This is a genomic window from Rhodopirellula sp. J20-39 (assembly GCF_057365095.1).
On record NZ_CP195123.1, the window covers coordinates 4,045,426 to 4,060,376 of the forward strand.

Annotated in this window: 9 protein-coding genes; 8 read left to right on the plus strand and 1 reads right to left on the minus strand. The window is 54.8% G+C overall.

Annotated elements, in window-relative coordinates; translation table 11 throughout:
- The first annotated feature begins 258 nt into the window (after positions 1-258).
- The 5 genes from ACR3ZL_RS14700 (at position 259) to ACR3ZL_RS14720 (ending at position 10,935) form a co-directional block, all read left to right on the plus strand.
- Positions 259-2,934, plus strand: a complete 2,676-nt coding sequence (locus ACR3ZL_RS14700; RefSeq protein ID WP_473652367.1) for a YbcC family protein — start codon at positions 259-261, stop codon at positions 2,932-2,934.
- A 448-nt stretch (positions 2,935-3,382) separates the two neighbouring features.
- Positions 3,383-5,482, plus strand: a complete 2,100-nt coding sequence (locus tag ACR3ZL_RS14705) for a peptidase domain-containing ABC transporter (RefSeq protein ID WP_473652366.1) — start codon at positions 3,383-3,385, stop codon at positions 5,480-5,482.
- Between the two features lie 96 nt (positions 5,483-5,578).
- Positions 5,579-6,928, plus strand: coding sequence for an HlyD family secretion protein (locus ACR3ZL_RS14710; protein WP_473652365.1), 1,350 nt, complete (start codon positions 5,579-5,581; stop codon positions 6,926-6,928).
- Positions 6,929-6,951: 23 nt separating this feature from the next.
- Positions 6,952-8,781, plus strand: a complete 1,830-nt coding sequence (locus tag ACR3ZL_RS14715) for a TolC family protein (RefSeq protein ID WP_473652364.1) — start codon at positions 6,952-6,954, stop codon at positions 8,779-8,781.
- Between the two features lie 198 nt (positions 8,782-8,979).
- Entirely contained in the window at positions 8,980-10,935 is a 1,956-nt protein-coding gene (locus ACR3ZL_RS14720) for an acyltransferase family protein (RefSeq protein WP_486172729.1), read from the plus strand.
- A gap of 146 nt (positions 10,936-11,081) precedes the next feature.
- Here ACR3ZL_RS14720 and ACR3ZL_RS14725 read toward each other — a convergent pair whose 3' ends face one another.
- On the minus strand, positions 11,082-11,444 hold the full coding sequence (locus ACR3ZL_RS14725) for a hypothetical protein (protein WP_473652363.1): 363 nt from the start codon (positions 11,442-11,444) through the stop codon (positions 11,082-11,084).
- A 516-nt stretch (positions 11,445-11,960) separates the two neighbouring features.
- Between ACR3ZL_RS14725 and ACR3ZL_RS14730 the strand changes: the two genes are divergently transcribed.
- The 3 genes from ACR3ZL_RS14730 to ACR3ZL_RS14740 all read left to right on the plus strand — a co-directional run bounded on the left by ACR3ZL_RS14730 (position 11,961) and on the right by ACR3ZL_RS14740 (position 14,863).
- The gene (locus tag ACR3ZL_RS14730; protein WP_473652362.1) at positions 11,961-12,947 is read left to right on the plus strand and encodes a universal stress protein; all 987 of its coding nucleotides are present in this window, start codon (positions 11,961-11,963) and stop codon (positions 12,945-12,947) included.
- Between the two features lie 171 nt (positions 12,948-13,118).
- On the plus strand, positions 13,119-14,168 hold the full coding sequence (locus ACR3ZL_RS14735) for a beta/alpha barrel domain-containing protein (RefSeq protein ID WP_473652361.1): 1,050 nt from the start codon (positions 13,119-13,121) through the stop codon (positions 14,166-14,168).
- Between the two features lie 389 nt (positions 14,169-14,557).
- Entirely contained in the window at positions 14,558-14,863 is a 306-nt protein-coding gene (locus ACR3ZL_RS14740; RefSeq protein ID WP_473652360.1) for a hypothetical protein, read from the plus strand.
- Positions 14,864-14,951: the final 88 nt, after the last annotated feature.

Consider the following 14,951-nt stretch of genomic DNA (forward strand, 5'->3'; position numbering starts at 1 on the left):
TCGTGGCTGTGAACTTGGCCAACGGAATCGCCATGACTCTAGTTGCTATCCCGTTCCTGGGAGTGTTTGCCCTGCAACGTGCAGCGGGCTCGACGAGCCAACCGCAATGGCTCTGCCGTTTCTACGTCCACGCCTCGAGCGGTTTCTATCTGGACCACCTAGCTCGCCGGCTAACCCGCTCGATTGCCTCCACCTGATCTCCGTCGGCTCGAAGAAAACCATCCTATCCATTCACCCTGAATTTGCCCGAGTAAAACAATGAAGACGATCGATTCATCCCCGGCTGATATCGCTGCCGCTGATACTCGCGTCACTGGCAACCCGCTGAGTGTGTTCATGCCAGGGCCCTATGATGAACCTCACGTTCACCGACAATTCGAAGAACTGCTCGACCAAGTAACCGAAGTTGTCTCGCCGGTTTGGCCACTGAAGGACTTGATTGCGGTGAATCCATACGCCGGCTTGACTGAACGTCCCTTCTTTGAATCCCGCGACTACTTGCGAAGCTTTTCGAACTGCGAATTGCTGCCTTCGATGTCACACTTTGCTAACGAATTTGGTCAAGGGAATTTGCATCGACGCCATATCGCGGCGGCCCTGAAGGAACTTGGCTTCTCTGGTGACGGGGCACCCGATGTCGACCATATCGTGGAAAACCTTGCATTGGTTTCCAGCTCGGAATCTGAATCCGGTGGGCATGCTCGTTTGCCTTCTGACTTGCCAAAAATTTCTACTGTTGCAGCCAACCTGTCCGCTCACAGCGATATGGACTGGTCCGAGGTGGTTCGAAATGAGATCGGTAAGCACTGTGCGTCGTACTACCAGCAAGACGATTCCGCTTGGGCAAACCCATGGAAAGATCAACCGCTCTATCAAGCTTGGCGAAGTGTGGCTCAAATTGACCTTAGCGTCGAAACTCTAGGTCTGCCCGGATTCCGGAAGTTTGTTAGTAAGCTACCTCATACGGTCGATGCAACGATTCTGCATGTGCTGCAGCGATTGGGGGTTCCGGAAGCGTTGTGGGAAACCTACTTGCTCGCTCACGCATTCGCGATTCCTGGATGGAGTGGTTGGACTAAGTATCAGGATATGCAGAACGAAGAATTAGGCACTCGTGACTTCCGAGGTCTGCTGGCGATTTCACTCGCCTACGACGCTGCGATCTCTGAAGCGTTCGACTTTCATATCGATTGGAGTTCATTGCTTCATCATCACAGCGTTTCTGTGACGCCCGCTGTCAGCGATCACAAAGCAATTCGACAAATTTTATTGCGAGCGACCGAGATTGCATTTCGAGAACACTTACTCGAGCAGTTGTCGATGAAGTGCACCGCCGCTGATCTTGTGGTTAACACTACCGATGAAGATTCGATTGATGGTGTGGAAGCGGTCGAGCACGAATCGAAGCCAGCAAAGCTCGCCCAGATTGCGTTTTGCATCGATGTGCGATCGGAACGAATGCGACGTCATATCGAGGCCAGTTCTGACCAAGTCGAGACGCTTGGATTCGCTGGCTTCTTCGGGCTGCCTTTCGAATACGTGCCGCTAGGGCAGGAGTCCGGGGATGTGCACGCACCGGTGCTGTTGAAGTCAAAGTTTCAGCTAATAGAAAAGCTAGCCGGATGCATTGATGAGTGTGGGCACGCACAAACACAGGCTATTGAAAAACGCCGAACGCTGCGAACTTGGCGAAAGCTTTGGAAAGGGTTTCAGTCATCCGCTGTTGGTTGTTTTTCTTTCGTCGAAACACTTGGGTTGTTCGATGGTGTGGAACTTGCCTCACGCCTGCGTGGGAAAAGTATCAAAGCGGCACAGCCCAATTTAGACGGACTCAAATCAGGTGGCGAAAAAGCCGTGGAGTTGAGTTTGACTGAGTTGCAAAACCAGCATGTGACGTTGCAACAACAAGCTGAATTTGCGGCAGGCCTGTTGAAGGGAATGGGGCTTACCGACAACTTTGCGTCTTTGGTCGCGTTTTGCGGCCACGGTAGTCAGACGGAAAACAATCCGTTGTCAGCCGGTCTGGATTGCGGTGCCTGCGGTGGTCATTCGGGTGCACCGAATGCCCGCTTGGCAGCAACACTTTTAAACGACTGTGGTGTGCGAACGCAGCTAGTTGACCATGGGATTTCCATCCCCGCTAAAACCCACTTCATGGCGGGCTGGCACAATACGACCACGGACGAGATCAGTTGGTTCGATTTGCAGTCCGTGCCGCCGTCGCATCAAGCTCAGGTCGTTCAGCTACAAAGCATCATCATGGTCGCCAGCGAGTCGACTCGTTTAGAACGCATGCCGACTGTCGCGGCGTCCTCGACCGCATCGGTGATGTCCCGAGCGACCGATTGGTCACAAACGCGACCAGAATGGGGATTGGCGGGAAACGCGGCCATGATCATCGGGCCTCGTTCGTTGACGAAACCGGCAAATTTGGACGGCCGAGCTTTCCTGCACAACTACCATTGTTCCAAAGATCCCGACGGGGCTGTATTGGAATCAATCATGACGGCGCCGATGGTGGTCGCTCACTGGATCAACATGCAGTACTACGCTTCGGCGGTAGATCCGGGGCATTTCGGCAGCGGGAATAAGACCGTGCATAATGTCGTCGGACGGTTCGGCGTTCTGTCGGGCAACGGTGGCGATCTGCGGTCGGGTTTGCCGGACCAATCGCTTCGCTTTGGCGACCAGTTGCAACACTTTCCCCTGCGTTTGCAAACGGTGATCGTCGCACCACGAAAAGCGATTGACCTCGTGATCCAAAAACATGCGGCGGTACGTGACCGATTGCAAAACGGATGGATGCACTTGATCGCGATCGAGGGTGATCAATCTTACCGCTACCAAGAAGACGGATCGTGGATCCGGTTGCAGTCCAGTCCGTCAACTTCATTGGTTATGCCAGCGAGAGAAGCGGAATGTTGCGCTACCTAATTTGACAGCGGCGGAAAGTTCACAGGCGTGTTGCTCAGGTAAGTCACCGGGCGGCGGACCAGGACATATTCGCGTTGGTCATAAGCTGAGCGAGTGGACTCAAACCGTCGCCCAATACGGCTAAATCCAAAAGCACCAGGAGCCGAAGTTAGCAATTGAGGGCTATCGACGTTCCGCAAATAGAACTTTTGGGGACGGAGGTAAGCCCTCTGTTCTCGTGCAAACGGGAACCTTGTGCCACTCGCCGAACGGCCGGGGCTGATTCGCTTGCAAAACCCGTGGGGCGATGAGCCCCGTTGCTGGCAGGGAACGTGATTTAGTACCACCTTGTCCGAATTGGCATCGATCCACTTGGCGCTGCAAATATAACAGTCATCCTCGTTGCGACGCCCAACGGAAGATAACCCGCCCATCTTTGTTCCTATTCGAAACCTGTTGCTTGTCTCGCATGGCCTTATCTCAACATTCAGACGTGGTTGCACCGGACGATCAATCGGTACTGAGGGCACTGACTCGCGTCGGACAAAGCCTCGACGTTCCGATCGATCTCGCCGACGTGCTGTCCAACGAATCCATGCCAGCGGGCGAGGATACGCTGTGGGTGCTGCAAAACAGTGCGACTCAGGCCGGCATCGTGCTCGACGAAACTCGCTTGGAATCCGGAAAGGAAGCTTTCGGTTTCTTAAGCGAAGCGCACCCGATCGTGTTGGCGTATCCCGATGGAACCTTGCGGGTTCTAGAGAAGGCCAATTGGCGATCTGTTGAGATGTTCACGACCAGCGAGCGCGTGAATTCTAAAGTGATCAGCCGTCGGCAGTTGGGCAAGCTGTTTACCTCGTCGCCTCAACCCCGAATGTTGATCGCCCGCAAGCAATTTGAATGCGAATCGATTTCGGCCAGCTCGCATGGTCATGGGGGCGACCACGCGCACCCCACCCCGCTTCGTCGATTCATGGGGCTGTTGTCGCTAGATCGTGGTGACGTGGGAATGGTGGTTTTGTTTGCGTTGGTCGCCGGCGTCTTAACCCTGGCAACGCCGTTGGCGGTGGAGTCGTTGGTTAACGTGGTGAGCTGGGGGACCCAATTCCAGCCGTTGATCATCCTGGGGCTGATGCTGCTGACCTGTCTTAGTATTGCGGGCATCTTGCGAGTGTTGCAGACCGTGGTGGTCGAAATGATCCAGCGTCGGCAATTTGTCCGCATTGCCAGCGACCTCGCTCACCGATTCCCGCGAGCCAACCAAGCTCACCTGGAAGGCCAATTTCCCCGCGAGTTGGCAAACCGCTTTTTCGACATCATGACGATCCAAAAGGCGACCGCGGTCCTGTTGCTCGATGGCGTGTCGATCGTGTTAACCACGGTTTTGGGGATGATCGTACTGGCGTTTTATCACCCGTTTCTGTTGGGCTTTGACATCGTTCTGGTCTTGGCAATGGTCTCGATCATTTGGGTGCTCGGTCGCAACGGTATCGGGTCAGCGGTCGATGAGTCGATTGCCAAATACCGGGTCGCTCACTGGTTGCAAGACGTCATCGCGCAGCCCTCCGTGTTCAAGACCAGTGGAGGCGAGGTGCTGGCGATCCAGCGCACCGACCGGTTAACCGCCGACTATATCGCCGCCCGCCAAAGACAATTTCGTGTTGTTATTCGACAGGTCGTCTTCGCCATGGCCGTTCAAGTGCTCGCATCGACTGCTGTTTTAGCTTTGGGAGGCTGGCTGGTTATCGGAGGTGCGTTAACGCTGGGCCAATTGGTCGCCAGCGAGTTGATCGTCACCGTTGTCGTCGGTGCGTTTGCGAAGGCCGGCAAGTCGCTCGAAAAGTTCTATGACTTGATGGCGGGGGTCGACAAGGTCGGCTACCTGATCGACATCCCTGCGGATCAGAAGATCGAAATTGGGGTCGTGGAAGATGGGCCTGCGAGCGTGACTTGGTCGAACTTGAGTTTCCGCGGTACCGGTTGGACATCGAAAGTCCCCGCCGCCGATATCAAACCGGGGCAGCGGATTGCGATTACGGGCGACGACATCAGCGGTCGGTCGCAATTGGCTCGGTCGATCGCCGGCTTAACCGAACCTCAAGAGGGCTTGATTCAGGTGTCGGGAATCGAGGCCGCACAGGCTTCGACGTCGGGACAGGGCAAGTTGGTGGCCTATGCGGGAGCCTGCGACGTCTTCCACGGAACCGTTCGCGAGAACATTGACCTGGGGCGTCGTGGAATTGGTCAGCATCGCGTGCGAGAAGTGGTTTCCCAAGTGGGGCTTACCGCAGCGATCGAGCAACTTCCCAACGGCTTGCAAACGCCCATGCAAACCGGCGGCTATCCGCTGTCAGACGAACAGGTCGTGCGTCTGGTGATCGCCCGAGCGTTGGCGATTCGTCCGAAGTTGTTGGTCATCAATGGCCTATTTGACGGTCTGGACGAGTCCACTCGCGATACGTTGTGGACGCATCTGGCGGGTAGCGACGCGGACTGGACGCTGCTGGTTTTTACCAACCGTTCCGATGTAGCGGAGCGATGCGACCAGACTCTTTACTTGCGTCAATAGTGACGACGAGTTGCTCGCTTGTCCTAACGCCGAACTCTACATTCCTCTCGAATCTTTCTCTCTCGATCAATCATCGTTTCAAACGAAAGCTCACCTATGATCCAAACCTTTGCATCATCGGACGACTTTGCTTCCATGCAACTCGTCCGCACAGGGAACTGGATTCGATTCGTCGGCAAGCTGACCCTGCTGGGGTTGATCTTGTCGACCATCGCGATGTTGTTCGTGCCTTGGCAACAAACGGCCAGCGGAATCGGAACGGTCGTTGCGATCGATCCGCAAGAACGTCCTCAACCGGTTCGCAGCCCATCGAAGGGGGTCGTCGAGTACGTCAAGGCTGGGCTTCGCGAAGGCAGCTATGTCGAACAAGGCGAGCTGTTGTTGCGGTTGTCTCCGTTCTCCGTTGACGGTGTCTCGCAAATTGACACTCAAATCATTGCGATGGAGTCGAAAGAGGCGGCAGCCTGGTCGGGATTGGAAGTCGCCAAACAAGCTGTTCTTTTGCAAGAAAGCGGTGGTAAGAGCCTGACGGAATCATTGAAACAGGATCTTGAGGCCGCTAAGCAAAAATGGGAGCAGGCACGCAACGAGGTAACCTCGTTGACCGCTGAATTGCAAGACAAGCAAAACCAGTTGAGGGTTGCTGAGGACGTTGCCGAACGAGGGTTGGTTTCTCGCGAAGAATTGTTCAGTAAACGCCAGGCGGTGGAGTCTCAAGTCGCGAAGGTCCAGAAGGCTCAAAACGCGGTGCATGAATTATCCGCGTCGCTAATTTCGAAAGAGGAGGAGATTGAGGCGAAGCTTCAGGACATCGCGATCAAGAACCGCACCGCCGAGCAAAAAGTGCTCGAGGCGATGCAGAAGATCAACACAATTGAAAAAGAAATCTTGGACCTGCGGAATAAGCGTGGCGAGTTAGACCGCTTGGAAATCCGTGCACCTCGATCCGGTCGCATTCAGGAATGGTTCGGTGTCGAAGGCAGTGACATCATCAAGGAAGGCGACCAGCTGTTCGTGATCGTGCCCGACACCGATGACTTGGCGGTGGAGATGAAGGTGAGCGGGAACGACATGCCGCTGATCCAAGAGGGGGCTCGCGTCCGCTTGCAGTTTGAAGGCTGGCCAGCCGTTCAGTTCGTTGGCTGGCCATCGGTCGCCGTCGGCACTTTTGGCGGTAAAGTCAACCGAGTTTTCCCAACTGATGATGGAAGAGGCAATTTTCGCGTCCTGGTGACCCCGGAGAATCATTTTAATCGGGAGAATGGTTGGCCAGATGACCGATACCTAAGGCAAGGCGTCCGTGCGAATGGTTGGGTGCTATTGAAACAAGTTCCGCTAGGCCAAGAGATATGGCGTCAATTGAATGGATTCCCGCCGGTGGTGGCCGAACAAGAACCTGGCCAGTCCAAGGACAAGGCTACGAAGGTGAAATTGCCCAAAGCATAAGCTTCGCGTCAAACAAGGATCGTATGACACGTGGAAATAAGAGACGGTTGCTTACGTCGCTTATCGCAATCGCATTGGCATCGCCCAGTTTGTCGATAGCGGAAGATTCACCGCTAACAGGTGATCAAGATGCAGCGTCAATGTCGTTTTCGCAATTCTTGATGATCACTCAAGACGATTTGCCGCCGGAGACCGCTCCGGCAACGTCAGATGGATTTAGCGAGCTAGGCGACGAAGCTAATCCTGGCTTGCAATCTGGGCTTAGCACTTCCAACGGCGAAACTTCGCGGCCCGAAACGATTGCTGCCGGTTCCGCTTCACGCGATGGATCAACGTCGTCAGCGACGCCGACCAACGACGATGGCTCCGTCAATGAAGCTTACCCGGACGATGCTCTGCTTCTTGCCGACGTGATCGCGAGTGTTTATCGATCGTACCCCGAAATTTTGCAGGCTCGGCAAGAATCCGGCTTGGCCAGCGGCGAATTGTTGTCGGCCAGCGGAGCCTACGATACGAAGTTCAGTGCCTACTCATTGTCCGAACCCACCGGCTACTACGAGAACTATCGCAACGGATTGAAGCTGGCCCGCCAAACATGGTGGGGCGGGTACGTCGAAGCCGGATATCGCATCGGTCGCGGCTACTACCAACCGTGGTACAAGGAACGCCAAACCGACGACGCGGGTGAATTCAAAACGTCGATCATCCAACCATTGTTGCAAGGACGAGCGATTGATCCGCAACGGGTAGCCGTCTTTCAAGCTCGACTCGCTCGACAAGCCGTTGGTCCGCAAGTCCAGCAAGCTCTGTTGGAAGTCTCGCTCGACGCGACGACCAACTATTGGCAATGGGTGGCTGCCGGCTCGGCACTGGCGGCGCAGCGGGAGTTGCTGGTTCTGGCGGAAAAGCGTGGCGAGCAATACGAGGTTGGCGTGAAGGCCGGCAAGTTTGCGGAGATCGATTTGATCTTGAACGAGCAATTGATCGCTGAGCGTTCGACGAAGGTTCTCGAAACGGAACGTAAGTACCGTGAAACGACCTTCAAGTTGGGGCTCTATCTGCGCGACGAACTGGGCCGGCCGATTGTCCCCGATGACGAATGGGGCCCGCGACGCTTCCCAACTATCCAGCCACCGCCGCCTAGCGATTTTGAAGCGGATCTAGCCGCCGCGTTGTCGCGTCGTCCGGAGCCGCAGTTGTTGGAATTCCAAATCCGTGGGATCCAACTCGATCGGCAATTGGCGTGCAACGAAATGCTGCCGCGTTTCGACTTCATCGCCGAGGCGTCCCAGGACATGGGCGAACCGGCAACCAAGTCGGATGACAAGGGTGAATTCGAACTGGTGATTGGGTTCACCAGCGAGGTGCCGATCCAGCGACGGAAGGCTCGCGGCAAGGTTCAGTCAACGACGGCAAAGATCGCCCAAACGAATGAAAAGCTGCGATTGGTGCGCGACAAGATCGGTGTGGAACTTCGCACAGCCTACAACGCACTGACCCTGGCCGGTCAAATCGTCGAGCAATCCGAGGTGTCGCTGCGGGCCGTGAACGATACGCTCGATCGATATCGTTTCGCTTTCGAACGGGGAAAGATTGACCTGATCTATTTGAACTTGTTGGAAACAAAAGCCAACGAGACCGAGATCAAGTTGATCGAGGCGCAGCAAAACTGGTTTGCAGCACTGGCGCAAATGCAGGTCGCGTTGGGTTTGGATCCGCTGGAACAAGCCATGACGGTTTCGGCGTTGCCCCCAAGCAAGCTCCCAACCTCCTTGGACCTTCACGACTTCGAAGACCAGCAAGCCGAAGCGTTGCTGCAAGACTGGGAACTGCACAACCGAAAACCGGAATAGCTGGTAGTAGACGAGGCAACGCGTCCATACTGCGCCCACGCAAAGGATTCGTAGCCTGATCCACTGCTTTGAAAGGAACTGGGGTTGTTGCCAGGCGGTGTTGTTTTAGACAGTCCTGGCATTGCCCCTCCAGCAGGCGGGGGATCGCTCGCTTGTCGAGAGATCTGATACTGGTTTTGCGCCTTGATTCCCCTCGACATGACTCAATCCACCACCTATCGAGCTGACATCGATGGCTTGCGTGCCGTCGCGGTTCTGATGGTTGTTCTATTTCACCTGCAGATTGGGGTGTCAGGCGGGTTCATAGGAGTGGATGTCTTCTTTGTGATCTCAGGATACCTGATCACTCAGATCATCCGACCGCAATTGCAAGACGGCACCTTCTCCTTGAAAGAGTTTTGGGTTCGACGAATCCACCGGATTGTGCCTGCCGCGGCGGTGATGACCGCCGCTGTTCTAGCGATCGGTTACTACTGGTTGATCCCGTCTGATTACTACGATCTATCCAGATCGGTGACGGCTCACTTATGCATGAACGCCAACGGTCACTTCTACGGTGCACTCGATTACTTCGGCCCTAAGGCGGATGGGCAGCCCATGCTGCATACTTGGTCGCTTGCCGTTGAAGAACAGTTCTATTTGATCTACCCCGTCGCGTTGCTATTCGTGTTCCGATGGGCCAAACGCTGGATGAGCGTTCTTCTTTGGGCCGCGTTTGTTGGCTCGTTTGGATTGAGCTTTTATAACGTAGCCAGCCACCCAACTGCCGCGTTCTACCTGCTTCCTTCCCGGGCCTGGGAATTGCTTGCGGGATGCTTGTTGGCACTGCATTGCCGCCGAGACTTTGCAGCCACTTCGATTGCAAACATCGTCGGTGGCTTCGGTGCCGTTTGCATCCTCGTCGCAGCCTTTGGGTTTCATTCGGACACGCCCTTTCCCGGATTCTTTGCATTACTGCCATGCACCGGTGCGGTGGCATTGATTGTGTCCGGGCGGTCTGGCGAGACCGTGATGTCTCGCGTACTAAGCCGTGCCAGTCTCGTGCATCTGGGCAAGATTTCGTATTCGGTCTACTTGTGGCATTGGCCGTTGATCGTGTTCGCACATGTTCGTTGGGGCGATTCTCTGTCGCTAATGACTCGTTTTACTTTGCTGGGGCTTTCCCTAGGCTTAGGCCAACTCAGCTACCTTTGGATCGAGCAACCGTTTCGCAAACGGACTTCGTTTCCTGTTTTCCAGCAACCCATTTTATCGGCAAGTTGCGCCTGGGTTTGCTTGATTGCATTCAGTTCGGTGGTGACCTTCTCCAATGGTTTGCCTCAACGACTGCCTTCCGATGTTGTACGTTTTGCAGCGGCAACCGATAGCAATGCGTATGAGTTTCAAGTCGACTTGGTCAAAAACGGAGTCGAATCGATTCCGTCGATTGGAGCTTCCGATGGGGAAGTTCGTTGTTTGCTATGGGGCGACTCACACGCGATGGCGATTGCTCCAGGTGTGTCGGCGGCATGCAAATCCCGAGGGATTACCTGCTCTCAAATCACCTATTCATCGACGCCACCGTTGCTGGACTTCGCTGGATATTCCGTTTGGGGGCTGGATGAACGTTCCCCGGCACAGAGCCGCATGGTGATCGAGCACATTCGCAGTCAATCGTTCGACTACGTGATCATGGCTGCGAAGTGGTCTGGCCATCAAAACAGGCCCACGTTCGGCGCGTGCTTACGGAAAACGATTGATCAAATCGAAGCGACTGGCGCGCGGTGCGTTCTGGTTCGAGATGTGGCCATCAACGATGTCGACGTACCACGCGAATTGGCCTATTCGACCTTGTTTAACGGACGTCCCAAGCTTCAAGAACTGGATCATCTATCGCATCTTCGAGTGAACTTACCGACGAATCTTCTCTTTGACGAAGTCCAGTCTGACCAAACGTGCATCGTCGATCCGTCTCCATTTTTTGTGCGCCGAAATCAATGGCAGTGGATCATTGACGGGGAGGTCATGTATCGGGACCGGCACCATCTGACGATTGCTGGCGGTCAGCGAACACAGCCACTCTTCGATGCTGTTTTCGCAATGGACACCACTGGCGACGATACCGATGCTGCCCGATTGGCTTCGGAAGACGCAGGCTCGAGGCATCGATTTTAGGTTAAGCAGATCTTAGGCCGTGACATTTAGCCATCTTTCCCCTGGGATGGCTTTGGGGCGTCTAGGCATACGCAACAACGCTGTGGTGCGAAGGATTTTTGGCTCAGGGATAGCCCCTGAGCCAGAAACTCTCTGACCCTTAGCCTTTAAGCAATCGGCAAGTCTTCGATCAGTGTTCTGCCCTTGGTTCGCTGCCGTAGTCGTAGCGAATTCGGGCGTTTCAGTTTCGTCACGACAATCCGGCGAGCGCGACGTGCCGCGTCACTGACGGCGGCCATCAACTTTTCGTGACGAGCCGTCGTCGTGATCGTGCCCAGGCCCGGCATCAGAACGTTGATACGGCATAGTTTGTCGATGCCGCCTTTGGGACCGTTCTCGTCGACAACCATAACCGACACTTGTCCAATTCGGGGATTGAACCTCGCCAGAGAGCTGGACATCAGCGACTCGATCGCAGCACGCGAAGATGAGCTCAGTTTTTCGATCGACGAGGTGACTGAAACTTTCATTGAGATACTCTCCAAAGGGAATAGGGAAACCGCATGCCACACGCTTCACCAACGATAACCGGGGATCCGCCAACGAAGCTCACGGCAACTTAGGTAGTGGACGAGGTAACGAGTCCTTTCCTGCAACGAGTCCCTCCGTGAAGATCCCCTCCGCGGTAAAAGCTAAGGATTCGTGGCCTCATCCACTACCGTGGTGCTGATAATGCAACCATTGGGCCAAAGCATGGGCTTTGGCTGGGGCAGACTGGATTTACGACAATTGGACGATTTTCGCCATTTGACGACGACAGACGGCGTTGCCACCGACAACCCAGGTTGACGCATTTTCGGATGTAGAAAGCTTCACCGAGATCATCAACTGCTCCGTTAACCAATCGCCTTCTTATCGATGCGTCTCGCGAATCTTGGTCTTAATACGATTTCGGCTAGGGAAATAGATCCCCAACGGACCAATGTTTGCACCAATCGATTCGCAAGCGACACCTCGCATTCGTAATCCTACCAGGAGCGTCTGTCATGCCGTCTTTTAAGCACATCTTGCTGTACACCGATCCAGCCGCGGATGAATCCACTCGCTGCCGGGCCGTTGAACTCGCATTGGAGAACCAAGCGAGTTTGACGTTGATGAACGTCGTCAAGCCGTTGCCGTCGATGTTGGGGTTGGCCAATGCGGTCATGGAGATCGAAGAACTGCAACGAGCGATTGCAAATGATCGCCGCCGCCAACTGCTTGATATCGCCAGCGAATATAGCGACTCTGGTGTCAAGCTCGACGCCGTCGTTGTCGTCGGTGATCCCGCTTATGAAACCGTCCGGCAAGTCGTGCTGGGGGAACACGATCTGCTGATCAAAACCGCTGAAGGCTTCGGCTTGGTCGATCGTCTCTTTGGGAGCGTGTCGCAGTCCTTGGTTAGGCTGTGTCCGTGCCCGGTGTGGCTACTAAAACCCAACGTCGATAGTTCGTTTAGATGCATCGTCGCTGCGGTGGACGCGTCGACGGACGACAAGATCACTGGCGAACTCAATCGACGTATCCTCCACTACGCCAACCTGATTGCGAGCCGAGAAGCGGCAGCCTTGCACGTCGTCAGTGCCTGGGACGTATGGATGGAAAGTCCGCTCCGTATGAAATTGGGTGACGACATCATCGACGGGATGCTCGGGGAACACAAAGCAGCCGTCTGCCAGCGTTTGGACAACGTCTTGAACGGGATTAAGTCGCAGCATCCGAAGCTTCGTCGCCACGTTTATCAGGGAAACGCCGTCAACATAATTCGTGAGGTTGTCGACCATTTGAAAGCCGATTTGCTGGTCATGGGAACGCAGTGCCGGACGGGCGTGTCGGGGTTTCTAATCGGTAACACAGCTGAATCGGTGTTGTCCGAGGTGAAGTGCTCTGTGTTGGCAATCAAACCCGAAAGTTTCGTCTCTCCCGTTAGAAGCGAGATGCATGATTCCGCTTCAAGCTGGACCGCTACTTCGGAGTATGACGTGATCGCGTAAATCGACCGTGTGCCTGCATTGCATTGGCGGTGCGAGCGTCGGCAATCCCTCAAAAAAGCCGTAGTCGACGAGGCAACGAGTCCAGCCGTCCGAGACCACTCAGGTACACGGGACTCGTAACCTCGTCCATTACGTTTGACTCGCTTCTTTCTCCAAAATGGAAAGGTTCTCATGACTTTGGATCTATCGACCAACTTTGGCGGTCTGCAGCTTCGATCACCGATCATCGTTGGCTCCTGTCCATTGTCGGCCAACCCGCAGAACCGAATTGCTTTGGAAAGAGTAGGGGCGGGCGCAGTCGTTTTGCCTTCGTTGTTCGAAGAACATGTGATCGCGTGGCGGATTCGTCATGGCGGGACCGTGAGCCGGCGAGAGCAAAAGATGCTGGATCGCATGACGAAAATGACACGCGAGGCACTCGTTCCCAACGTTGAGACGTATCTGTCGATTCTGAACTGTGCCAGTGTGCGATCCAACATTCCTGTTATCGCCAGCCTGCACGGTGGAACCGATGGCGAGTGGTTGGATTTCGCCGGGGAACTTCAAGAAACGGGAGCCGATGCGATTGAATTGAACGTGCATCATCGACCCGACAACGATTATGACGAACCGAGACAACTGGAAGACCAGGTCGTGGAACTGGTCAAAACGATTCGCTCATCGATCTCGGTCCCGCTGTTTTTGAAATTACACCGGGAATACACCGCCGTCAGTCACCTGGCACGACGGTTGTCTTCCGGTGTGCAGGGGCTGATTCTTTATGCACGCGATCCAGAAATCGATATCGCCCTCGACAGTCTGAAGCTGCAGTGCAAATGGGGCGTATCGCCGCCCGGGGTGCTTTCGCCGACCTTGCGAGCGTTGATGAGTGTTTACGGTCATTGTCCGGCAATGCCCCTGGTTGGCAACGGAGGCATCGGACGTCCCGAAGACGTGATCAAGACGTTGCTTGCGGGAGCGGACGCGACGATGGTTGTTTCGGCCATCTACCGTCAAGGTCCGGATATCATCCGCACGATGCTCGACGGGCTCACTCAATTCATGGAGAGCCACCGGATAAGCTCTCTGAACGAACTGCAGTCTCGACGTCCGATGGAGTTCAGCAGCGAAGAAGATCGAATCAACACGATCGAAGGGCTGTCGCCAAAAGCCTCGCTGAACGGCGTCACCGAACGAGAGCACTTGATCTACGCAGACCGATGGGGACATCCGGTTGGCTGATCGGCATTTGACGGCCGTCACACCCTAGGTCCATTCGTTGGCCAGTTTCTGGTCTATACCAAAACAGTAACCACTCCGTTGACCTGGAAATCGCGACTATTTTTCAAGGTGGTTTTGAGTTGCCGCAGGCATTTTTGGCATGGGAGTTCTAGTTGGCGGCGTCAACCTCGGTTGTCGCCGCCTGGAAACTTTCTGAGACGTTTTCAAGGCAGTGCACGCGGTTTTACTGCCATTTTCTCGCAAATTAGCCACTTTTTGCTGTTTGGCCTGTCTATTGCATGAGTACTTAATTGACTTAGCGGGCAGCGACAAACGCATTCTGCCGGTCAACGGATGGACGGAAAGGAAGTAGCCCGCGCTGCCCTCAGAACCAATCGGAGGCCGACGCCATGTTCACCGCTCTCATTGCCAACCCGAACGCAGTCGAATCAGAAATCAAACGCCCTCCACCCAAGCAAGGCATGGGCGGATTATCGCGACGAAACCTCGAACTGCAAATGGCTTCGAGGCGTCTCGATGAGTCGTTCCGTGAAGAAAAAGCGTTCGTATTCAACCTAGTCGTCGGGATGTTGGTACTGCTCGTTCTACCAGCGGTATTGGCGCTCCTTTATATCCTTGTGAATCCCGACGCATTCATGATTGACATCGCGCCCACCGCCGACTTTTCAACCTGGCAACCTGGTCAGCGACCGTAGCGGTAAACGTAGCGGTAAACGTAGCGGTAAACGTAGCGACGCTAGGAATCGGTGTGCATGTTCGCCTTTTAGAAAAGGCTTCGGTAGA